This window comes from Pseudomonas sp. Irchel s3f7, from assembly GCF_900187615.1.
Classification (GTDB): Bacteria; Pseudomonadota; Gammaproteobacteria; order Pseudomonadales; family Pseudomonadaceae; genus Aquipseudomonas.
On sequence record NZ_FYDO01000012.1, the window covers coordinates 117,864 to 141,626 of the forward strand.

A 23,763-nucleotide genomic window follows, 5' to 3' on the forward strand; every position below is an offset into this window, starting at 1 on the left:
GCGCCAGGTCTGGCCGCGCCCGTATACCTCTTGAACCTGACTGATGCCGCCTACCCGAGGATCGGTGATGACATCATTGGTGAGATTGCGCCCGTTACGATCCGATATCGTGAATTGAAAATCAGCGCCTTCCCAACCGAGTATTTTCTCAAGGTCAAAATTGCTCATCAGTGCAAGTTGGTCGGTATACCGCGCCGTGGTGTGCGAATCATAGCCACCGGCCAGATTCGTCGCGGCGTCGCCCGTGTAGAGCACGTTAAAGGTATAACCCTTTTCCAGTAATTCTGAGCGTAGGCCGCCCCAGTCACCCAACATCCAGGGGGACTCGGGATTGAAGGCTTCTTGCGCCTGACTGCTGGTCGCTCCGCAAAGCAGCAGCAGTGCCATTGATATCTTGTTCCGGGTAATGCGGTTCGAGTGGGTAATCATCTTGATCTCTGCTTTTGTTTTTGTTGGTCAGATAATTGAGCGCACCCTGCTGTCGACCGAATACTGAGTATCGGCCTAAGGGTGTAGTGCAATGGCATTGAGTAGTACGACGCGTCTAGTGTTTTTCGGCGATAGCGACCTCTAAGGTTATTAATTGGATATTTTTAGGGGCGAAGCGCTTAACTAGGCCGGCTTCGGAAGACAGGCAGAAGACTTTAGAAGTGGCTTTGATGGGGCAGGGTGCAACAGCTCACAGGGGGCAAGAGAACGTGTGCTCATATTTACCTTGGCCATGGAGCGACTCTCCGATTCTGATTGTTATGGAGAAGATTCATTCGTGACTTCGTTATAAATACCTATGAACTTTCACGCTGTGCTGGCTAGCGTGATTGAAAGTTCCCAGGTCAGTGTCTTTGCAGCCGAGTTCTGCTGGATTCGTGCCCATGGGCCCTTGATGGTCGGTCAAGGACGGAGTGGATAAGTCGTCATTGGGCATGCGCCCGAGCAGCAATGCTCGCTTTGCTCGATATGAGACTGTCACCTGTCATTCGCTTGTGGCGTTGTTGCAAATATGCACATGGTGGGATTTTTAGTCAACAGTCTGTTTTTTGTCTGGTTCCCATTTTTAGCAAAGGGTCTTGGGTTTTTTCTGACTATACAGACAGGTAAAATTTTTAAATATCTGAAATAAATGAATTTTTTGTACAAGTAAAAGTTGAGGTTGATGCCTAAAAGCTAATGCATGGGCGCTTATTTTTTTGAAGAAGATCTTATTGTGGGATTTATTTAATGAAATAGGTGCATGCATTCATGAGCTAAACCACAGTGAACTCGTCGCTGCGCGCCTAACCCAAGGCGCTCATTCGATGCCGATACATTGTCAGCGGAGAGACGGCCTGGCATGCGGTGGCTGATGCATCGTCGAAACGAGTTTCTCAATGATGCGCAGGGGAGCTAGATGTGCGGCAGCTGTGCGCTGCCGTCTCTTGGAAGGTGAAGGGGGATAAAGAGGCGCGGACGCTGGCATCTGCGCTGGAGATCGTTGCGGTGAGGCTCAAGTCTATAACGTTATCCGACGGTAACTGCCCAAGCGAATAATCAATCGGGCCACAAAAGCCCCCGTCAAGATGACCGCAAACAGTCGTAGGGTCTGCATGGCCAATACCAGACCTACATCGGAGTGCGTGTCCACCGCGATGATCGCCATCGTATCGAGCCCCCCTGGGCTCGTGGCCAGGTAAATCGAGAGGAAGTCCTTGTTCAACACTGCTGCCAACAGCCACGCAGACAATGCGCACAAAGCGATCATCAGGAGCGCTCCGAGTATCATCGCCGGCAATCGCCGCCAGACGTATTTGACGGTCATTCGATCAAAGCGCAAGCCAACGTAGCAACCAATAGCACCGTAGGCGATAGCGAGTAACCAACTGGGCAGGGTGATATGCAACAGGCCACTGATCTGTAACGCTCCGCCCAACATTAGCGGCATCAGCAGCGCACCGGCCGGCAATCGATTTCCCAACGCCACACCGATTAGTAGAGTGACGATTGTGAGGCCCAGATGCAGCAGGCCGAAGCTTTGCAACGCGACGTCTGCAGCATGCACCTCGCTTCCTCCGACCGGTGCTTCCAGCAAGTTGCTCACCAACGCACCGATCATTACCACGCACACCACGCGCACATATTGCATCGTGGCGACCACTCGGGAATCGGCGCCATATTCGTCAGCCATCAAGACAATGGCAGAAGCTGCGCCTGGCGATGTACCCCAAGCTGCGGTACTGGCCGGGATGCCCATCCACACCAACGCAAGCCCCACCAGCGCGCTAAGGCTTACCGTCACCACGGTCGCAAACAGCATCATTAGCCAGGACTGTGCTATCGAAACGAGTACGGCGAGTGTCATCGAATGAGCGACAAGAATGCCGATGCAGCCCTGGCCAAGCTTGAAGGCGTAGCGGTGTAGTCGAATGGTCGCACCGCATACGCCGAACATGATGGCAACCAGCATAGGCCCCAGGAATTGGCCTGCGGGCACCTCTAGAAACCTCAGCAACTGACCGCCCGCTCCAGCCAATAGTGCAAGCGCCAACCATTGAAGCGGCGCGGGGTAGGTATGCAGGGAAAATCTGGCAGAAGAAGACAAGAGTCGTACTCCAAAACGCTGGTCGCCGCGAGGGCGTGGCATCGCTATCGATGTGCTGATAATTATTGATACCTAGTTTGATAAAGTCTATTTTCTAATATCGATTGATTGATAACTTTGGTTGATGGATATGGACCTGCGTGATCTTGCCTATTTTGAAATCATCGCCGAGTTGGGGCACCTGGGCCGGGCTGCGCAAAAGCTCAACCGCAGTCAGCCAGCGCTGACTAAAAGCATCCAGCGGCTTGAGGAGTCTCTAGGGACCCGGTTGTTCGAGCGCGATGGGCGGCGGATTAAGCTCACACCAGTGGGGGAGTTGCTGAAAGTGCGTGGCAAACAGCTGCAGCAGAGCGTTGCCGAAACCCAGCGAGAAATACGTGATTTTGCAAACGGTGTGATGGGAAACATCCGCTTGGGCTGCGCAGCCTCTATGGCTGATCACCTGCTTCCACACCTGACCGCGACGCTGCTTTCGCGTGCGCCGCAGATCACCTTGAACTTGGTGATCGGCCAAGACGATTTACTGCGCGAATCACTGTTCTCCGGGAGGCTGGATATGGTGATTTGCCCACAATACGAAGCGGATCCGTTATTGCAGTTTCATGCCTTGTTTGACGACGAGGCGGTGGTGGTCGCCAGCCGTCATCATCCATTATTCAGCGCCGGCTATGAGTTACGCGATTTGTGTCAGTACCAATGGGTGTTGCCTGCCTCCACTGTGCCGGCGCGGCGCTGGATAGACAATGCGTTCCAATCCAGGGATCTGCCTTTACCTCAGGTACAGATCGAAACCACCTCAATCTCTTTGTTACCACGCCTGATTGGCGAAACCAACCTGCTGAGCTTTCTAGCCAGGGAGACCCTCGAAGACGTCAAGGGGGTCACGCACCTTCGTGAGGTGAGACTGAAGGAAACCACGATGAAACGTACTATCGTCGTGTTCGTCCGCGCGGGCGCCTATTTATCGCCGGCCGCACAAATGTTGCTGAGCGTCCTTAAAGACGATGGAACCATTTTATTGGGCTAGCGGATGCTCTTGGCAGCCGCTTGCATCGATCGGGCCTATCAAGCCGGCGAGGACTGAGTGAGCCGCTCACCGTTTCCAACCACCAGTGCTGCCAGGATGAGCAGTGCGCTGCCGCCGATTAGAGGGGCAGCCACCGACACATGATCCAATAGGCTCCCGCCGAACGCGCCGCCGATCATGATCGCCATCTGAATAGCTGCAACCATCAACCCACCGCCGGTTTCTGGCTCATCGCTCACTTCTTTGGCCAGCCAGGTCGACCAGCATACCGGGATGGCTGAGTACAGCATCCCCCAGCCAAACATCATGATGGCGGCGGCAGCGAAAATGTATCCGAGCTCGGCCAAAGCTACCGTCATGACAGCCAGGGCCACTGGCAACCAGCGCAACAGTTGAAAGAGAAACTGTTTTTCCAGCAGCCGACTGACGAGGTATGTACCTCCGAAACCGGCGATACCCAGGCTTAAGAGCAAAACCGACAGTTGGGTCGAGTCAACGCCAGTAACTTGTTCCAGGAATGGGCGCAAGTAGGTAAAGGCGGTAAACGTACCACCAAAAGTCAGCATGGCGGCTAGCAAACCGAACAATACATTTCTGCGTTTCATCACGCCGAACAGCCTGGAAAGGGGGATGGTTTTTTCTGGCTGCATCTTGGGCAAGCTTTTGTATTGCCAGATCACGTTAATGATGACAATCGGCACCAGCGCAGCGAACACGAAGCGCCATCCCAAATGGCCTCCCACGTAAGCCCCAATCGGCGCGGCAAATGCAGCGGCCACCGAATGCCCCATGTAAATCATGCCTAAGGCTTTAGGCACCGAATCCTCGGGGACTATTCGCAGGACAGTGGCAGTGGATAAAGCCCAGAAACCGCCGATGGCGACCCCCAAGAAGGCTCGGGCAATCATCAGCCAAGTGAAGCCAGGCGCCAGAGCGATGACTACCAGCGAAACAAGCATCAGCACGGTCATTGAAATCAGGACATGACGTCTATCGAAGCGTCCGGCGATAGAGGCGATACAGAGGCTTGCCACCACCGCAAAGAAACCGGAAATGGAAATCGCCTGTCCAGCCATGCCTTGAGAAGTATGAAGGTCGTTGGCGATTGGAGTCAGCAGACTCACGGGCATGAACTCTGCCGCGATCAACAGAGCGACGCAGAGTGTCAAAGACCCCACGGAGCTCCAGGTCCGGCTATCGACCTGAGCCGAAGTAAAAGTTGAGGTAGTCATCGTTGTTCCCATGAAATAGCCAATACACAACGCCCCAAACGATTGGGGCACTGTGCAAATGGACGAATGAATGCAAGGAAATTGAGAACGCCAGGGATTGACCCGGCGGGCGATGGGTCACTGCCTCATCGCGAATTGTTTGAGGTGGAATGATAGGGTGCTAAGGATGATCTGTAATGATCTGAAATCCGAAAGCACCTATGAATGCTGGCGAATAATTCAGCTGCGTAAAGGACGCATATTCAGCAATCAGTTCGGCTTCGATTTCCCTCTGTCGGGGTTCTACAGATTGAAGCAGACGTTCCCAGTCTCTGTGATGGAAACACTGCGGCTCGTTCGTGTGAGAAGGCGAACGCTAACCCAGGCTTCCTTCTCTGGATGCTACGACTGAGCGCCGATTGAGTTATTCCTGTGATTATCGCGTTGGGCATTTCGGGAGGTTGTTCAAGACACTTCCAGGATTGGGAGCATCACTTGCACCTACCGGAACCCAGTTAAGATTCTGATTCGTAACTCAAGGTTATGTATGTAGTGATTTTGAGTCGACTCTGCTTCTTTTTGCGCTCCATATAATTGGCTCACGACCCCGCCTGGCCAGTCCGGTATGGCGGGTTGCAAGAGCCAAAACAAGAGCGGAGATGAAAATGAGCGCGTACAAAATTGCTGCAGTTCCCGGTGATGGCATTGGTGTTGAAGTCATTGCAGCGGGCGTCGAGGTGCTCGAGGCACTGTCAAAAAAATCCGGTTTCGATTTGCAGTTCAAACACTTCGATTGGAATTCGGACAATTACCTGAAAAACGGTTACTACATCCCTGAGAACGGCCTTGAGGAACTGAAAACATTCGACGCCATCTTCTTTGGCGCTGTCGGTGCGCTTAATGTGCCTGACCACATTTCTCTCTGGGGCCTGCGCCTGCCGATTTGCCAGGGCTTTGACCAATACGCCAATGTGCGTCCAGCCCGTGTGTTGCCAGGGGTAAAAAGCCCGCTGATCAACGGCGACCAAATTGATTGGGTGGTGGTCCGGGAAAATTCCGAAGGCGAGTACTCCGGCAATGGCGGTCGTGTCCACCGTGGTCTGCCAGAAGAAGTGGCGACTGAAGTGTCTGTCTTCACGCGGGCCGGTGTTGAGCGTATCCATCGCTTTGCTTTTCAGTTGGCCCAGAGCCGTCCACGCAAGCACCTGACGATGGTCACCAAGTCGAATGCCCAACGCCACGGTATGGTGTTGTGGGACGAGATTTTTTACGAAGTGGCCAAGGATTTTCCGGACGTAAAAATCGACAAAGAGTTGGTCGATGCGGTGACGACTCGCATGGTTCTCAAACCTTCGACCTTGGACGTCATCGTGGCGACCAATCTGCACGCCGACATCCTGTCCGATCTGGCTGCGGCGTTGTCCGGTAGCCTGGGCATCGCTCCGACGGCTAACCTTAATCCTTCACGCAAGTTTCCATCGATGTTCGAGCCGATCCATGGCTCTGCCTTCGACATCACTGGCAAAGGCGTGGCCAACCCGATTGCAACGTTCTGGACGGCAGCGATGATGCTCGAACATCTGGGTGAAGTGGACGCCGCAAACCGCTTGATGTCGGCCATCGAAGCGGTGACTGAAAGCGGCCTGCATACACCTGATCTCGGTGGTAAAGCCACTACTCGGCAGATCACCGACGCGGTACTTGAACTGATCAATCGCTGATTTCACTACTGGTAAAACTGCAGCCGGAAGCCAAGGGCGGATCATCGATCCGCCCTTGGCTTATCCGCAGTTTGATTTATATGCTCCTCGCTCAAGTCTCCACTCGCGTCCCTCTTCAGACAAAACGCAAATGCGAAGTCAGCCCCTGGCATCGACGAGTTCTATATCGGCAAAAACCGCTGGGACGCGTTGATAAGCTCAGAGATATATGCGGCGGTTTCGGTTTCGGTTTCGGTTTCGGTTTCGGTTTCGGACGAAACGGGGCGGCGGCCAGGGGCGGTTTGGGGCGGGCGTCATTTGGGTTCTGGCGAACGTGACGCTGGGCCATGAATGGCGTCGCTGCCGAACCATAAGGCCCGGCAGCGAAATCTCAATGCGACGATGTGTGAGCTTCAGATTCCCGCAGTCTGACCACCGTCAATGACCATGGCATGGCCGGTGACGAAACCTGCCTGTTCGGAGCAGAGCCACAGGACGGTATTGGCAATTTCCTCGGGGCGACCCATACGACCAATCGGTTCCTGTGCAATCACGCGAGCGCGGCCTTGTTCGGTATCACCAGTGAAGCGAGAGATCATATCGGTATCGATAATTCCAGGGCACAGGGCATTCACTCGAATACCTTGGGAGGCATGTTCCAGAGCTGCGCATTTACTGATGGCGGTGACGCCGTACTTTGAAGCGCAGTAAGCCGATTGCCCTTGGATCGCCAATACTCCGGCCCCAGAGGAGGTGTTAACGATCGCACCGCCTCCATTCGTCAACATGATATCGATCTGGTGCTTCATGCACAGATAAACACTCTTCAGGTTGACCGCGAGCACGCGGTCCCAGAGGTCTTCGTCGATGTCTTTGAGCTTGTTCACGGGTTGCTCGATGCCGGCGTTATTGAAAGCGCAGTCGAGCCCTCCAAAAGTCGCCACGGTTTTATCCAGAGCCGCTTTGATACCCTTGCTGCTCGTCACATCGCAGGGGATGGTGAGGACCCGACCACCAAACGCTTCGATGAGTGCGGCGGTTTCTTGTAGACCTTTTTCTGAAATGTCTACAGCCGTAACGCTGGCACCGGCTTTGGCGAATGCGATGGCCGTGGCGCGGCCGATGCCGCTACCGGCGCCGGTAACAAATGCAACTTTGCCGGTATAGGTCCCTGCGGTAGATAGGGTCATGGTGCTGTCCTCTTGATTTGTTTTTTACTGAAGGGTTCGAGCAGAGATTGGGGCCAGTGCCTCGCCTTCTGTTACAGCGGCGGGGCACCGGTCTCGGTCATAGGGTCACTTGGATTTGGCTTTGCTTCGGCTGTTGCCAACGGTGTATAGCGCGGCAGCACCAATGAGCACGATGCCCTCGATCAACCCCTGATAATTCGCCCCCAGATTCAAGATGTTGAAGCCGTTGGTGAGCGAGTAAAGCAGCAGTGCCCCAGCCAGGGTTTTAATAACACTGCCGGCGCCGCCAAACAGCGAAGTGCCGCCCAGAATTGCCGCCGCGATAACAGCCAATTCAGCACCACTCAGGGCTGCGGGGTTGATGGAGCGCAGGCGGCTCGCAAAAAGGATCCCGGCAAAGCCCGCCGCGGCGCTGCACAACACGAAGGCAACCAACTTGTAACGGACAACATTGATACCGGAGAGGCGGGCGGCTTCGGCATTGCCGCCGACGGCGTAAAGGCGACGGCCTACCATGGTGAAACTCAGCGTCACCCAAACGATGGTGGTGAAAATCGCCATGTAGATGACCGGTTTCGGCAGCATGATTTTGCCCCCGGCGCCCCAGCTCATTGCTAGCAGGCAGAGGCCGCCCAGAGCCATTCCGAGCATGGCTGGTGTCAAGGGTCTCGCCGCTTTTCGTGCCCGCACCGCTTGCAGGGTGCTGATGCCGAGCAGTACCGCACCCAGGAGGATTGCAACCACGCCAGCGTCCAGGCGACCCGACTCGAACGCTTTCATGGCTTCGATGACTTCGGGTTTTTGCACAGACAGAGATTGGCCGTCAGTGAAAATCAAAACCGCGCCGCGTAGCGCAGTCATGGTGCCGAGGGTAACAATAAAAGCATTGATACCCACGAATTGCACGATGGACCCGTTCAGCAAGCCGGCGCAAATGGCGACCGTCATCGAAAAGGCGCATGCGGGCCAGAAGCCCAGCTGATCGGCGAAACCGATAAGAATCGCGGCCGAAAGCGCCGCGACCGACGCGACTGACAAATCGAAATTACCGCTGATCAATATGACCGTCATGGCCACGGCCATAATGGCGATGAGTGAGGACTGATAGACGATATTGGTAATGTTCAAAACGCTGAGATAGTTGGATTTCCCCAGGTAAGTCGTGATACACGATAGGCCAACCAGCAATAGCAGCAATGCATAATAGACACCCATTTCACGCAGGCTGAAGAGGCGTCGCCAATCAACCTGACGATAGACAGGCGCGGGCGGTGGCGGTGTTACATTTTGACTGGCGAGCCGCACCGGTTCGATTTTTGGTTGAGTTGTTGTACTCATTGTTTTTATCTCTATAGCTAGATTGTCCATTGCTCAGTGACCTCTGCTTTCAGGAGTAACGCATTTACCGCCAGCGAGCAGGAGCAGTTCATGTTCCGATGTTTCATGGACGGGGCGCTCCGCGACACAGCATCCATCGCGCATGACGATGATGCGATCACTGACGGCGAGCAGTTCTTCAAACTCTGACGACACGACGATGATGGCTTTGCCTTCTGCGGCAAGCCGACGGATCAGGAAGATGATCTCGGTCTTTGCACCGATATCGATGCCGGCGGTTGGCTCGTCCAAAAGAAGCACCTTGACGTCGCTGAATAACCACTTCGCGATCGTCACCTTCTGGGCATTGCCGCCACTGAGTTCGCTGACGAGAATGTCAGGCGAACTGGCCTTGATGGAGAGTTGTTGGATGGCATCCCAGCCACGGTTCAGTTCACGTTGCTCGTTGGGAAGGCAATTGAATGCCGACACGGAATTCAAGGCGGGCAGGGAAGTGTTACGCCAGATCTCGAAATCCGGTACCAGGCCCTGCTTTATACGATCTTCCGGCACCAGGCCTATGCCTGCTTTCACGGAAGCCCCGGTGCTGCGCCCAATCTCCCGGCCATTGAGTATGACCTTGCCTGAGGCATGCGGGTCGGCGCCGAATGCTGCGTGCAGCAGTTCGCTTCGACCTGAGCCCAGAAGACCAGCTATCCCTATGACCTCGCCTGCTGCGAGTTTCAGCGATATCGGGTGCAGCTTGCCCGAGGAAGAGACGTTCTGCAGTTCCAGCACGGTTCGGGATGGATCGGCGCAACTGTTGCGTTGAGCGGTCGCACGCGCTTGTTTGGCAATGGGTTTGCCGACAATGGCTTCGGCTAAAAGATTTTCGTCCAGATCGCAGGTGTTGGCTCGCATGGCTGCGACCCCATCACGCAGGACCGTGACGCAGTCTGTCAGAGCTATGACTTCGTCCAGGAAGTGCGAGACGAAGAGAATCGCTTTGTTTTCTACTTTTGACAGGCGGCGGACAGTGTCATAGACAATTTCCCGCTCCTCTGTAGCCAGAGAGGCGGTTGGCTCGTCCATGACAATCAAGTCCGCACCCGTGGCAAAGGCTTGGTAAATCGCTGCCATCTGGCGCTGACCTATCGAGAGGTCGCACACCTTGCTATCGGCATCCAGTCTGTAGCCGACGCGCTGGCAGAGCTCATCAAAGCGCTCGCGCATCGAATTGGGATAGCGCCACGTGCCGTTCTTTCCGAGAAAGACGTTTTCGATCACGGAGAGGGTGGGCACGAGCGGTATATGTTGGTGGATGGTGGCTACGCCCATGTCGTTGGCCACCTTTGGACTCGCCCACGTCACTGGCTTGCCGCGCCAGACAATTTCACCGCTCGTGGGAGCATTCGCGCCGGACAGGATCTTTATCAGGGTCGACTTGCCAGCGCCGTTGGCGCCAAGCAATCCGTGAACCTTGCCCCTCGCAATGTCGAGATCGACGCCGCGCAGTGCGACAGTCCCGTTTGGGTATTCTTTCGCAACCCCTTGGAGCCGCATGAGAAGCGTTTCTTGATGAGTCATCTCGATAATCCGTTTTTGTTCTTTGTTATCGGCTTATATAAAGCGGCTTACCACTTGTCGGGGCAGGCGTTGAGCGTGTCTTTGGTCAGCAATGGCAGGTCGTAGGTCACGTACTTGCCTTTCGGTGTTTCCGGATGGGTCACAGACTCATAAAGAGACTTGAAGAGAAGTTCGCCGAGCAGCTTGGGACGCACACAGACCGATGCATTGATTTCGCCAGCCGCGATCCCGGTAGACCCGACCTTGGAACCGCCCCCTGTTGCGACCAGGGCGATTTCTGAACCTTGGGCAGCCAAGGCGCGTGCGCAACCAATGGCCATGTCCTCGGCCTGACTAAAGATGAGGTCGAGGTCTGGATGGGCAGTCAGCATGTTCTGGCAAACGCGCTCGCCCTGCTCAGGCGTCCAGTCGGTGGGCTGAGACGCAACAATTTCATATTTCGCGCCGGCTTTTTTCAGGCCCGTCTTGAAGCCCTCGGTGAGCTGCTTGACCACGGCGTAGCCAGGTACGCCTTCGACGACTGCGATTTTTGCGACACGGTCTTTAGGCAACAGCGTCGCTGCGTGCTCACCGGCCACTTCGCCAGCGCGGATGTCATCGGTGGTAACCAAGGCAACAAGTTGTTCGTAGGGCTTGTTGATCGCCCGTTCCTGAGGGTCACCTACCATCACGGCAACCGCAGCCACGGGAATGTCGTGGTCTACGATCTTGTCGACGAAAGATTGCGCCACCACCGAATCCAGGGGCAGAAAACCGATAGCGTCGACGCGCTGCGCGATCATGTCGTCGAGCGCATTGCCCTGCTTCTCGACGCTGCCTCGCGGGTCGATGATGACTGCTTTTACGCCGGCAGCTTTGGCTGCGGCTTCGAAGCCCTTAGCGGTCGCTACGTTGTAGGGATAGGCGAGGTTGCCTGGAACATAGCCGAAGGTCAGCTCGGCAGCGTTACTGACGGTGGCAGTCACTGCCAGGACGGCGGGGATCATGTGTTTGAAAAGCGCACGGATAGCGTGGTTTTGGCGCACGCTGAAATTCTTATTCGGCATTTATAGCTCCCTGAAACTTGTCGAAACGTTGTTGTTTTTGTGTTTTGCGTCAGGTCTTTCTTGGTTTTGCCTTGGTAAAGCACGCATTTCCAATCACGAAACTCAGAGGGCGAACCGCCGTGATGCGCACGACACATTCATCCGATCTGCAGGCGCTTTTGCGTGAATACCTGCCCTACCGGTTGGAGGGTGGATTTCTCGCTAGGCACATTCGAGTCAATTTTGCGCTGCTCAAAATCAACATATCCCTGATTGTGGGATTGCGCAACAGATTTTGATTCGATCATTTCCTGGTTCGGGTCTACCGTCTGGCGGGGCACAGCGCCGCGCCGAATCGCTGCACCATCGGAGCGCTCGCTATTTGTAAGAGGCGGTTGGCGTCGGGAGTCCTACAGTCATTCCCAACGATTAAGGTGCCAAGCCTTGGGGACAGGCAACCCAATCATGTTTTACGATCACACCGAAGCACGAGTGATGTGTGGCTTCAGGCGTCTCGCCGGGCCTTTGAGGACAATGATAATGAGCCGTCCACGATGCCGATAACCTACGCAGAACTCACCTGTTTGCCGGATTTACAGGCCAGCTTTGGATGTCTGTAAATTAATTAATCCCATTTATTGACACAATTTTTATTGTTCGATAGGGTTTGTGACAGCAGGTGGTTTTCATTGGGCTTCGCTCGGTGGTCTGCACAGATCGCATTCGCTCTACCGTTTTTCATCTAAAAATAAAAGAAAGGGCAGGCAGAACATGCAAGAGCTAAAGGCGCATCGCTTCGCTGATGATTTCGTCTTCCTTGAGGCTCCTCGGTGGTACGACGGTTGCCTGTGGGTGCCAGACGTCTTTGACTCGATTCTCTACCAAGTCGACGTGAGCGGGCGCCGGCTTGTGCTGAAAGACAATTTGCCACCGCGGCCTAATAGTCTCGGATTCCTGTCTGATGGAACTCCTCTTATCGTGTCATCCGTCGCTCGCCAGATATTGAAGCTGGTGGATGGAGAGTTGCTTGTACACGCTGACCTCTCGAAGTGGGCCACTGGTGATTTGAATGATTTCGCGGTGGCCGACAATGGCTGTCTCTATGTCGGCAATTTTGGCTATGACCTGTTCATGGGCGAAGAGAAGCGCGAAACCTCTCTCCATATCGTCGAGCTGGATGGCACCGTCAGCCACGGTAGCGATGGCGTCGAATTCCCCAATGGCGCGGTAATTCTTAATCATGGGCGAACGCTGGTGGTCGCAGAAACCTGGCGCGGCCGGCTGACGGCATTTGATCGTGCGCTGGATGGATCTTTGTCCAATCGCCGGCTATTTGCCGACATCGCAGGACGAGAGCCGGACGGTATGTGCGCCGATGCAGAAGGCGGTGTTTGGGTTTGCTCGTTCAATACAGGGGAAGTTTTGCGGGTCTTGGAGGGAGGGGAAATCACACATCGTTTGCATTTCCCAGGTAGCGCCGTTGCCTGCGAACTGGGCGGTGAGGACGGCCATACCCTCTTTATTACTACCTATGATGGCACGATCCCTGACCAGCAAGCGCGCAAGCGACTTGGGGCGCTTAACCAAGTGCAAGTCGACATTCCTCGTGCTGGATCCTGAACAACGAAGCCAGATCGGCTGCTGATAACAACGGTTTGCGGTTAGGGCATCCCATGGTTGAGCCCGGGCAGGCATCGCCTGTTCGTTGCTACCAGGTTTGAAAGAGCGAGGAATAGGGTCAATGCAGATTTATGATTACATCGTCGTCGGTGCTGGATCTTCCGGCTGTCCGGTTGCGCGCGGCTTGTCTGACGACCCACAGAACAGCGTCCTGCTAATCGAGGCGGGTCCCGCGGCAGATCGTTTCTGGGTCAACACGCCGGCAGGAATGGGCAAGCTGTATTTTAACAAGCTGTTGAACTGGAACTTTCGCACCGCGCCGATGGACAAGCTCCAAGGGCGCGAAATGTACTGGCCTCGAGGCAAATTGCTCGGTGGATCCAGCTCCATCAACGGCATGGTATTCATTCGCGGGCATCAGAAAGATTTTGACGGCTGGCGTGCCCTGGGCAACCCAGGCTGGGGCTATGAAGATGTTTTGCCCTACTTCAAAAAAATGGAGAATTTCGAGCGGGGCGGCGACCGATACCGGGGAGCGAATGGTCCGCTATGGATCAGCGATCCGATCGTCAAGGAAAAGAGTAGCTACGACTTTATAGAGGCCGCGAACCGTATCGGCATCCCGGTGACCGAGGACATGAACGGCGCTGTGCATGATGGCGTGGGTTTCATGCAGCATAACATCCAGGACGGACAGCGGATGTCGACTTACCGGGCATTTATCGAGCCGGTCATTGAACGACCGAACCTGACGGTTCGAACCGGATGCGAACTGCAGCGCGTTTTATTCGATGGACGCACCGCCGTCGGCGTAGAGGTTTTGAAGGGCGGTCGTTTGGAAAGGATCTATGCGGCGCGTGAGGTGATCTTGTCAGCGGGTTCACTGAAGACTCCGCAGATGCTCATGCTATCGGGTGTTGGCCCACGGGCTGAACTGGAAAAGCACGCGATACCTGTGGTCCTGGATTCCCCGGGGGTGGGGCAGAACCTGCAGGATCACTTCTATATTCACACAGGTTGGCGTTGCACCCCAGACAGTTCGTACAACGCCAACCTCGTAGGCCTGCGAAAGTACTGGGAAGGCTTTCGTTACCTGATGACCCGCAAAGGTTATCTTGCCCTCGGCTCTTCCCAGGTAGCGGCGTTCGTTAAAAGTAGCCCGGACGAGGACTATGCTGATCTCCAAATCAGCTTCAGGCCCATGACCTTTCAATACTTCCCTGACGGCACGGTTGACGTTGAAAAGCATCCTGGCCTCGGGGTGTCGGTCTATCAGTTGCGTCCCAGCACCACGGGAACAGTGACGTTGCGTTCGACCAACCCGTCGGACCCGGCCGATTACACACCCAATTTCCTGAGCAGCGATTACGACGTCAATGCCGTGATCAGTGGTGTGCGCTGGATACGCAAAATCATGAACAGCGAGCCCATCAAGTCCCGGGTGGTCGCCGAAGAACTGCCGGGGCCCCATGTCCGTACGGATGAAGATATTTATAACTACCTGGTCGAAACCGGCAACTCGGCCCACCACCAGGGCGGCACCTGCAAGATGGGTAACGACGCCATGGCGGTGGTGGACGAACGACTGCGTGTCCGTGGTATCGAGCGACTGCGGGTGGTAGATGCTTCGATCATGCCATTCATCACGTCGGGCAACACCAATGCGCCGTCCATCATGATAGGTGTGAAAGCCGCCGACCTGATTCGTGAAGATGCGCTGGCGCGCCGCGCAAGCAGCTCCCTGGCCGAAACTAATTGAGCGAGTCGGTGAACACCGTGTCGCCACTTGCAGAGGAAAATCCCATGTCCACAGAAACTCAAAGTCACGTCGCCGATGCTACGCATCCGCAAGTTGGCTTGTTCATCGATGGTGAATGGATTTTTGATCGTCCATCATGTTTCGAAGTCCGCAATCCAAGCACCGAAGCCGTGCTCACTACGGTACCCGGCGCCAACTCCGAAGATTTGAAGCGCGTATTGGTCGCTGCGGAGCGGGGGTTTAAGGTATGGCGAGCGACGCCACCGGTTGAGCGCAACCTTATTATTGCTCGTGCCATCGCTGGCGTGCGTGAGCGCGCCGAGGAAATCGCACAGATCATTACCCGTGAGAATGGCAAGTTGATCGCAGATGCGCGGGCCGAAGTTGAACGCTCGGCGAGCTTCTTTGATTGGGACATGGCGCAGGCGTTACGTGCTTACGGCACCATTGTTCCGGGCGAAGCGCAGATGCAAAAGCTGATTCTACGCCAACCGATCGGGCCGGTAGCTGCCTTCACCCCTTGGAATGTGCCGCTTAGCGCGCCAGGTCGAAAAATCAGCGGCGCGTTATGTTCGGGTTGCTCGATTATCCTGAAGGCTCCGGAAGAAACGCCTGGGGCGGCTGTCGCCATGGTTCAATGTTTCGAGCAGGCCGGCTTGCCCAAGGGAGTCCTGAATCTGGTGTTTGGTAACCCCGCCGAGGTTTCCCTGGCGCTGATTGACTCTCCAGTGACTCGCATGGTCACGCTGACTGGCTCGGTCGGCGTGGGGAAACACCTCAGCGCCTTGGCGGGAGCCGCTATGAAACCGGTGCTGATGGAGCTTGGTGGTCATGCGCCGGTGATTGTCTGTGCTGGGGTTGATGCGAGCGAAATCGGCAAGATGGCGCTCAAAAGCAAGATCCGTATCAATTCTCAGTGGTGCGCCGCGCCGGGACGTTTCCTGGTTCACGAAAGTCTTTACGAGGAATTTGTCGCTGGGTTCGTTGCAGCGGCGCAGCAGGTGCGTGTCGCTGATGGGCTAGACCTCAAGGCAGATATGGGACCCGTCACCAGCGGGCGACGGCTGGCGGCAATGCAGCATTTCGTCGATGACGCGCTCGAGCGCGGTGGCAAGGCTGCCGTGGGTGGTCATCGCGTCGGTGATCGTGGCTACTTTTTTGCGCCAACGCTGCTGGTCGATACCCCGCTCGATTGCGAAATCATGCGCGAAGAGCCGTTTGGTCCGGTCGCGGTGGCCGTCCCGTTCAAGACCCTTGATGAGGCGATCGAAATCTCCAACAGCCTTTCCGTGGGCTTAGCCGCGTTTGCTTTCACCAATACTCTCGAGGAGGCCGAGCGGCTGAGTCGCGAATTGGACCTGGGAGTTCTGTCGATCAACCATTTCGGTGCGCCGGATCCCGATACGCCGTTCGGGGGTATGAGGGACAGTGGGATTGGTCGAGAAGGGGGGCCGTGGAGTCTTGAGTCCTACATGGTCAGCAAGACAGTGCTGCAAAAGACGGTCCGCGTCTAAGCAAGGGGCCCCAGCTTGTGATCAGCGTACGGGGCCGTGATTTTGGTTGCAGCGACGGGAGACCGTTTCATGTCAGAACAGATATTCAATGCGAAACACGTGGCCATAAGCGCCGACATCGTCCATCACTTCTCTGCATTGGCGGCCGGGCTGCGTTACGAAGACTTGCCTGAGGCCGCACGCGAAGCCGCGAAGAAAAGCATTCTCGATACCTTTGGGGTAATGCTCGCCGCGAGCGGGATGGAGCCTGCGGTATTGGGGGTCATCGAGGTGGTCAAGGAGTCTGCAGGTACCCCCCAGGCGTCGATTCTGGGCTTTGGGGGGCGCGTCCCAGCGACGATGGCGGCCCTGGCCAACGGGGCGCTGGCGCACTGCCTGGACTACGACGATCAAACACCTTGGGGGCAGCACGCGGCGAGCTCGATCATTCCAGCGGTGTTTGCCTTGGCCGAACGTAAGGGGGGCGTGACTGGCAAGGACATGATTGCCGCCGTGGCTGCCGGGCAGGACATCTTTGCGCGACTGCGGTGCAATGTCGGTTGGAAGAAAGACTGGAACCTGTCCACTGTTATGGGGGTGTTTGCTGCCACCGCGGCTGCCGGGCGCGTCATGGGCTTCAATGCGAAGCAGACCGCCAACGCCCTGGGCATCGCCAGTATGCAGTGTTCGGGCATCATGGAGATGGTGTGTGGTACGGGTAGCGACCTGCGCGGCTTATATGCCGGCTTTTCGGCCAAAGGCGCAGTGCTAGCAGCGCTCATGGCGGAAAAAGGCGTGCCTGGTATCGATTGTCTTTTTGAAGGCGGGTACGGGTTTTTCAACACCTATTTCGACGGCCGTTACGATCGAGACAAAATCCTTGAGGATATCGGTGTCGACTACAAGGGTAGCGTCACCTTGTACAAGCGCTGGCCCTCGGTGGGTACCGCGCACAGTCATATGAAAGCAATTATCGACATTGTTTCGGACAACGATCTTGCGCCCGACGATATCGCCGAAATCCGGTTGTTCGTGGGCGACTATCACGCGCTCATGTGCGAGCCGCTGGACGTACGCAAGGCGCCGGCGACGTTGGCGGATGCGAAGTTCAGCCTACCTTTTCTCGTCGCGGTTGCAGCTGTGCGTCGTGGCATGAGTGTGCTGGATTTCACCGAGTCGGGCCTGCGTGATACGAAGGTCCTGGCCACCGCCAACAAAATTTCCTTGGTCGCCGATGCGTCACTGGACTGGAAGCTGGAACTGCCACTAGGGCGTGTCGAAGTGGTAGCAGCGGATGGTCGTCGCTGGGAAAGGTCCGGTACCCATATTCCCGGTAATGCGGACAACCCAATGACCTGGGCCGATCTCTGTTCGAAATTCGCCGAATGCGCAGCGGTGGCGGTGAGTCCGTTGAGCTCTCACAGGATTGCAGAAGTCCAGCGGCTGGTGCAGTTACTGGAAGACGTCGAGGATGTTGCCGAGTTGATGCGCACGTTGCAATGACGGGTTGATACCTGCGCAGCCTATTTTGAAGAACCACAAAAATGAGGTCCGTACGATGGAAAGAGTGCACTGCGTAGCTGTAACGCTGGCCAAGCCTGAACATCTGGATGCGGTAAAGGCGGCGCTTGAAGCGTTGATCGAGCCTGTTCATCAGGAAAAGGGCATGATCCAGTATGAAATGTACTGTGATCGCACTGAGCCGAGACGCTTCGTGTTCATCGAGGAATGGGAAACCTACGAGGATTTCGAGGCTCATGTGCACGCACCGCATGTGAAAGAGTTTCTGCGAAAAACAGAAGGTTTGATCGAAGAAAACTTCTTTCATCCTTTGTCCTTCCACAAATAGGCAACAGGTCAAACGAGCCGTTAAGGGCAAGCCCGATGACGTTCAATCGTCACTTCGGGCTTTTCCTGTGTATCTCGAATTTTATTCATATTATGGGATTAAAGTTTTTGTTGTTTGTCTGTTTCTTGCTCGATCCTACAATTTGAGACTATGATCAAAAGCCAGCGCACTCCGAATTGCGCGCAACGCAATCATGGTTTTCACGGGGGCCTGAGGTATTCCGAGGGACCCTTTAACGTAGGATAGAGTGGGTAATGGACATAGAAGCGCTTCAGGGGGAAAACCCGGCCATTGAAGACGAGAGAGAAGAGCATGCTCGCGACGGCGCGAGCAGTCTTACAAAGATGCTCAGCATCCTCGATCTGTTCAGTTCCAATCAGGCTGTGTTATCGACCACTGCCATCATCGAAGCACTCGAAACCTCTCGGTCTACAGGGTATCGCTACATCAAGGCGCTGCACTCTGCAGGTTTGCTAAGTACCGTTGGAAATGGCAACTACGTATTGGGTTCGCGCATTATCGAGCTGGACTTACAAATCCGTAATACCGATCCGCTGCTGCAGGCCAGTAAGGGTGTGCTGGAGGAATTGGTCGATACGATCGGTCACTCGGCGCTCTTGTGTACGGCGTTCAGGGACTCGGTGCTATGTATTCGGGAGCATCGTGCGCCTCTGAGTCCCGAAAATCGCTTTCGACGTGGGCAGCGCAGGCCACTGTTCCAAGGCGCCGTGTCCAAGGTCATCCTTGCTTATTTCCCTCATCATCGGCTCAAAAGCCTTTATAGCCGTGCGCAACCCGATATACAGCGAGCGGGCCTAGGCGACACATGGGAGGAGTTCCGGAGCACGCTCAGCAAAATCAAAAAAGACGGCTATCTCATCACCAAGGGCGAATTCAATCCCGGTGTCTATGGTGTGGCGGCGCCTATTATCAATGAGAGCAATATCGTCTTGGGCAGTATTGGCGTTGCTTGGGATGAAAAGGAGCGGCGCGATGTCGACGTCAAGCGTGCGGTGGTATCTGTCAAGCGCGCGGCGCGAGAGATCTCCAGTCGCCTTGCCCAGGCAGAAGTAAACATCTAGCCGTTCCAACTCAGAGTGAATGGTCTCTCCGACCAGCCAAGGTCATCCTTCTTACGTGAATCCAGGCGCCTGATTCTGGCCGCCTGGATGGGTCGTTACCACTAAGAGAGTTTTGCTCGTAAGCCACCGTCTATCGGTTTACTTCCCTCCCACTGATCGCTTTTCCCGCCCTCCGGAACACCGAGTCTTCGGTGCGCCATTGCGTGCTTGCACCTGTTTTTAACGTAGTCAGACAGGATCGTTCCTGTCTGATCCTACGATATTGAACTCGACGGCAATAAAGTCAGCTATAGATTTATTGTTGATTTATCCCACTATGCGAGATAGTTTTATTTTGCTGCGCGGCATTTTCGCGCACCTTTGCAAGGGCGCAAATCAGCAGAAAGGAGAATGGCAGTTGAAGACCTACGCACATTGGATTGATGGAGCTTACCAAGAGCCGGCGGGGCGCGAATGGATGGACACCCAGGACCCTTATCTGGGCGAGGCATGGGCAAGAATTCCCCTGGGAGTGGCAGTTGATGCCGACGCGGCGGTGTCTGCGGCCAAACGCGCGATGACGTCCGGGCCCTGGGCAAGCATGAGCGCAACCCAGCGTGGAAAAATCATGCGGCGTATCGGTGACCTGACCTTGGAGAATGCTGATCGTCTAGCCGAACTTGAGGTGCGCGACAACGGCAAGTTGCTGGCGGAAATGCGCGGCGCGATCAGCAACGTGGCGGAGATTTGGTATTACTACGCGGGCCTTGCCGACAAGATCCAAGGCTCCGTGATGCCGATCGAGAAAGAAGGCATCGTTGCGATGACTACCCGGGAACCGGTTGGGGTGGTGCTTGCGTTGACTGCTTGGAATGCGCCCTTGAATTTTTTGGCGCTTAAGTGTGCCCCCGCATTAGCCGCAGGTTGCGCAGTGGTGGTTAAACCCTCGGAGTTTTCTTCGGTCAGTTCGCTGGAGTTCGCAGCGCTGACCAAGGAAGCCGGTCTGCCGGACGGCGTCCTGAATGTGGTCACAGGCTTGGGCCTTGGCATTGGCGCTCCGCTCGTTGAGCACCCCGACGTTGCGATGGTCACCTTTACCGGATCTGACGCAACGGGCGCCAAAGTTTACGAAACCGCGGCTCGCCACATGAAACGAGTCGCTCTGGAGCTGGGCGGCAAATCACCCAATATCGTTTTCGCCGATGCGGACCTGGAGCTAGCTGTGGCCGGAGCTGTCTCCGGTATCTTCGGCGGCGGCGGCCAGATGTGCACGGCCGGCTCCCGGCTATTGGTTCAAAATTCTATCTTGGAGGCTTTTACCGAGCAGTTAATTGCCGGTGCGCGTTCGGTAAAATTGGGCAATCCGATGGACCCGGCCACCCAGATGGGACCCATGTCCACCGCTCCGCAATATCAGAAAGTGCTCAATTACATCGAGATAGCCAAGGCAGAAGGAGCGCGCTGCGTATTCGGCGGTCAGCCTGCCAGTGGGCCGGGCATTCGCGGCGGTCAGTTCGTCGAACCGACGATTTTTACCCACGTATCCAATTCGATGCGCATTGCTCAGGAAGAGGTATTCGGCCCGGTGCTGTCCGTCATCGGCTTTGAGGACGAGGCTGAAGCTGTCTCCATCGCCAATGACATTGCTTATGGGCTGACAGCTGGGGTGTGGACCCGTGACATTGGTCGCGTGTTTCGCATGGCCAAGGCGCTCGAGGTCGGAACGGTCTGGGGCAACACATACCGCACCTACAGCTACACGATGCCCTTCGGCGGCATGAAAAAGTCCGGCATAGGACGGGAGATGGGCATCGAGGCGGTGGATGAGTTCCTCGAAACCAAAAGCCTGATGATTTCCATCGCAGATGCACGCCCGCAAAACAACTTCATTCCGCGTTGAGCCGGCTGATAGCAGCATGAGCGAGTGACGACATCAGCGCTCATGACTGTTTGTCCTTACAGAACAAAAAAGGAAAACAAGAAAATGACCGATAAGGCTTCTCATCAATCCAGCCACGCCCGTCTGGACGGACGGCGAATCGTAATCACTGGCGCTGCATCGGGTATCGGGCGAGCGACAGCGGAGAGCTTTCTAGCGGAAGGGGCCAGCGTCGCGTTGCTTGACAGGAATGGCGAGGCATTGAACGCGGCGTTCAAGGGCAGGGGCCATTGCTTCGCTGTCGATATCAGCGACGAGAAGGCTGTAGCGCAAGTCACTGAGCAAGCGGCGCGGGACATGGGCGGTATCGACGGCGTCGTCAACGCCGCCGGGATCATGGGCAAGGGCTCCATCCTTGAAGTACCTGCCGATGAGTTTCGTCAACAGATCGAGATCAACCTGGTGGGCACCTACATCGTTTCGCGCAACTGTCTGCGATGGATGACGGATGAGCCCTTTGCAACGATCGTGAACATTGCCTCAGCGGCGGGCCTGCTACCCAATGCGCCGGGCCTTACCGCCTATGCGGCATCCAAAGGTGGAGTGATCAACCTGACACGATGCATGGCAGCGGAGTTGGCGCCACGGGTGCGGGTCAACAGCGTCTGCCCAGGCATGGTGGACACGCCGATGGCGGACGGCTACCGGGCCAACGTCAGCAATTACGCACTCAAGCGTTTGGCCGATGCATCGGAGATCGCCGCGGCCATCCTCTTCTTGACCTCTACGGAATCTTCCTACGTCACCGGTACGGCGTTGGCCGTTGACGGTGGTCGTTCCTTTCATTGAGAGGTAGCGACATCAGGGCACGTGGGTGCCGGCTGGCAACGTGCCCGCCAGCTGGATCGATCATCAGTGAGTGAAGTATCCCTGGATGCCGTCTTTCGCGATGGAAGGCGGCCGTCTTACGGTCATCACAAGGACAATAAAAATGGCAGGTACAGACTCCTTTGGCCAGACGGCCGACTCATCTCCGCGTTACGCAAAACCTATTGAAGAACAACATCCGATCCGCCCCTCGGACGCAACCTTGTCGGCTGAAAAGGCTCGTCGAAAATCGCTGATTCGAGGCGTGCTGGGGGTTTCGTTCGAGTATTACGATTTCGTCGTCTATGCGACGTTCGCTCCTTATTTTTCCAGGTTGTTTTTCCCTCAGGACAGCGCGCTTGCCGCGTCGCTCAATGTGCTCGGCATTTTCGCCATCGGCTTTCTCGCGCGGCCGGTTGGAGCGATGCTGGCCGGCAGACTGGCGGACCGTTTCGGACGCAAGCCGATCATGCTGTGCGCCTTGATGCTTGCCACCCTGGGCAGCTTGGTCATCGCCTGCGCCCCGACCTACGGTTCCATCGGGGCCACTGCGGCGTTTGTGCTTGTGGCGGCTCGGCTGATGCAGGGGCTTGCCCATGGGATGGAGAGTATCTCGGCGTTCGTCTATGTGGGCGAAATGGCCGACCCTAAATGGCGAACGCTGCAGAGCTGCGCTTATCCGATCGGACTGATTCTTGGCATCATCCAAGGAACGCTGTTCGGCGCGATCCTCAGCTCGGTCCTCAGTGCAGAAGACATGCAGGGCTGGGGCTGGCGCATTCCCTTCGCGATTGGCGTTCTGTATGGGCTTTTGACGGTATTCCTGCGCCACGGAATGGACGAATCGTCCACCTACGAGGATGCCAAGCACCAGGCGAATCTCGAGGATAACGGCTATTGGCGAAATGTCTGGCGATACAGAAAGACGGTGCTGATCTTGTTCCTGATCTGGCCCGCCAATTATGTCGCTTCATACACCATGCTCGTAACCTTTGGCGATTACGCCATCACCATGCTTGGGGCCAAGCCAAAGGATGCCTATTGGGCGGTCCTCGTCGCGCAGGTCATGTACCTGTTCATGTTGCCCGTCTGGGCTTATATCTCTGACCGTCGCGGGCGGCGCTTCAACTACACAGTTGGATTCGGGGCCATTTTCCTGCTCGTTTACCCGCTACAACATTTTTTACTGGGTCCAAGCTTTCTGCAGATTCTGCTGCCCATGGCGATCGGCTTGTTCTTCTTCGCGGCGGTGGCCTCCACTGAGGTCGCCTTTATGAGTGAACTGGTCCCCAACCGGGTCCGGGCCCAGGTGATCAGCATTCCCTCGTCTGTTTCAGCCGTCATATTCGGCGGAACCGCGCCCTACATGAAGTCATGGCTGACGGCATATGTTTCGCCCAATGCCTTTATTTTCTACTTCATGACGCTGGCACTTATCGCGGTGTTGGCTGTGCGGTTTCTGGTGAAAGAAACCCGCGGGCGGGATTTGGCAAGCTGAACGAAGAGGAAAATTCTTGGGACCGTGGTGTATGTCAAAAGCGCTTACGTCCCTGTGTTTTATTCACTCATATCCAAAGTACGCAGGCCCAGGCACTCCACTCCA

General features: G+C 55.8%; 18 protein-coding genes. 11 read left to right on the forward strand and 7 right to left on the reverse strand.

Annotation, left to right across the window (positions count from 1 at the left end):
- Both CKW19_RS12670 and CKW19_RS12675 read right to left on the reverse strand, forming a co-directional pair.
- Positions 1–387 (reverse strand): carbohydrate porin (locus tag CKW19_RS12670; protein WP_256580332.1); only part of this gene is annotated, 387 nt, incomplete at its 3' end.
- A gap of 1,102 nt (positions 388–1,489) precedes the next feature.
- Positions 1,490–2,575 carry an AbrB family transcriptional regulator gene (locus CKW19_RS12675; RefSeq protein WP_095058164.1) on the reverse strand — a complete coding sequence of 362 codons (1,086 nt, stop codon included), beginning with the start codon at positions 2,573–2,575 and terminating at the stop codon, positions 1,490–1,492.
- A 130-nt stretch (positions 2,576–2,705) separates the two neighbouring features.
- On the opposite strand from CKW19_RS12675, the gene CKW19_RS12680 reads away from it, so the two are divergent.
- Positions 2,706–3,602: a LysR family transcriptional regulator gene (locus CKW19_RS12680; RefSeq protein ID WP_095058187.1), complete on the forward strand. Its 897-nt coding sequence runs from the start codon at positions 2,706–2,708 to the stop codon at positions 3,600–3,602.
- Positions 3,603–3,640: 38 nt separating this feature from the next.
- Here the strand turns inward: CKW19_RS12680 and CKW19_RS12685 are convergent, their stop codons facing one another.
- Positions 3,641–4,834: an MFS transporter gene (locus tag CKW19_RS12685; RefSeq protein WP_095058165.1), complete on the reverse strand. Its 1,194-nt coding sequence runs from the start codon at positions 4,832–4,834 to the stop codon at positions 3,641–3,643.
- Between the two features lie 644 nt (positions 4,835–5,478).
- Between CKW19_RS12685 and CKW19_RS12695 the strand changes: the two genes are divergently transcribed.
- On the forward strand, positions 5,479–6,534 hold the full coding sequence (locus tag CKW19_RS12695) for a tartrate dehydrogenase (RefSeq protein ID WP_048393611.1): 1,056 nt from the start codon (positions 5,479–5,481) through the stop codon (positions 6,532–6,534).
- Positions 6,535–6,926: 392 nt separating this feature from the next.
- Here CKW19_RS12695 and CKW19_RS12700 read toward each other — a convergent pair whose 3' ends face one another.
- The 4 genes from CKW19_RS12700 to CKW19_RS12715 all read right to left on the reverse strand — a co-directional run bounded on the left by CKW19_RS12700 (position 6,927) and on the right by CKW19_RS12715 (position 11,653).
- Positions 6,927–7,703, reverse strand: a complete 777-nt coding sequence (locus tag CKW19_RS12700; RefSeq protein WP_048392950.1) for a glucose 1-dehydrogenase — start codon at positions 7,701–7,703, stop codon at positions 6,927–6,929.
- Positions 7,704–7,808: 105 nt separating this feature from the next.
- Entirely contained in the window at positions 7,809–9,071 is a 1,263-nt protein-coding gene (locus CKW19_RS12705) for an ABC transporter permease (RefSeq protein ID WP_218232077.1), read from the reverse strand.
- A gap of 3 nt (positions 9,072–9,074) precedes the next feature.
- Positions 9,075–10,607, reverse strand: a complete 1,533-nt coding sequence (locus CKW19_RS12710; protein ID WP_048392955.1) for a sugar ABC transporter ATP-binding protein — start codon at positions 10,605–10,607, stop codon at positions 9,075–9,077.
- Positions 10,608–10,654: 47 nt separating this feature from the next.
- Entirely contained in the window at positions 10,655–11,653 is a 999-nt protein-coding gene (locus CKW19_RS12715) for a sugar ABC transporter substrate-binding protein (protein WP_082157790.1), read from the reverse strand.
- Between the two features lie 750 nt (positions 11,654–12,403).
- Between CKW19_RS12715 and CKW19_RS12720 the strand changes: the two genes are divergently transcribed.
- From CKW19_RS12720 to CKW19_RS12760, 9 genes are all read left to right on the forward strand, one after another.
- Positions 12,404–13,252, forward strand: a complete 849-nt coding sequence (locus tag CKW19_RS12720) for an SMP-30/gluconolactonase/LRE family protein (RefSeq protein WP_048392957.1) — start codon at positions 12,404–12,406, stop codon at positions 13,250–13,252.
- Between the two features lie 121 nt (positions 13,253–13,373).
- Entirely contained in the window at positions 13,374–15,011 is a 1,638-nt protein-coding gene (locus tag CKW19_RS12725) for a GMC family oxidoreductase (RefSeq protein WP_048392960.1), read from the forward strand.
- 44 nt (positions 15,012–15,055) lie between these two features.
- Positions 15,056–16,525: an NAD-dependent succinate-semialdehyde dehydrogenase gene (locus CKW19_RS12730; RefSeq protein WP_048392963.1), complete on the forward strand. Its 1,470-nt coding sequence runs from the start codon at positions 15,056–15,058 to the stop codon at positions 16,523–16,525.
- A 36-nt stretch (positions 16,526–16,561) separates the two neighbouring features.
- Positions 16,562–18,007: an MmgE/PrpD family protein gene (locus CKW19_RS12735; protein ID WP_218232079.1), complete on the forward strand. Its 1,446-nt coding sequence runs from the start codon at positions 16,562–16,564 to the stop codon at positions 18,005–18,007.
- 55 nt (positions 18,008–18,062) lie between these two features.
- A complete protein-coding gene (locus tag CKW19_RS12740) occupies positions 18,063–18,353 on the forward strand; it encodes a putative quinol monooxygenase (protein WP_048392967.1) in 291 nt (96 codons plus the stop codon).
- Between the two features lie 254 nt (positions 18,354–18,607).
- Positions 18,608–19,435, forward strand: coding sequence for an IclR family transcriptional regulator (locus tag CKW19_RS12745; protein ID WP_053078266.1), 828 nt, complete (start codon positions 18,608–18,610; stop codon positions 19,433–19,435).
- Positions 19,436–19,736: 301 nt separating this feature from the next.
- Complete coding sequence (locus CKW19_RS12750) at positions 19,737–21,314, forward strand: aldehyde dehydrogenase (protein ID WP_256580333.1); 1,578 nt, start codon at positions 19,737–19,739, stop codon at positions 21,312–21,314.
- A gap of 84 nt (positions 21,315–21,398) precedes the next feature.
- The gene (locus tag CKW19_RS12755) at positions 21,399–22,142 is read left to right on the forward strand and encodes an SDR family NAD(P)-dependent oxidoreductase (protein ID WP_095058168.1); all 744 of its coding nucleotides are present in this window, start codon (positions 21,399–21,401) and stop codon (positions 22,140–22,142) included.
- 142 nt (positions 22,143–22,284) lie between these two features.
- The gene (locus CKW19_RS12760; protein WP_048392973.1) at positions 22,285–23,658 is read left to right on the forward strand and encodes an MFS transporter; all 1,374 of its coding nucleotides are present in this window, start codon (positions 22,285–22,287) and stop codon (positions 23,656–23,658) included.
- Positions 23,659–23,763: the final 105 nt, after the last annotated feature.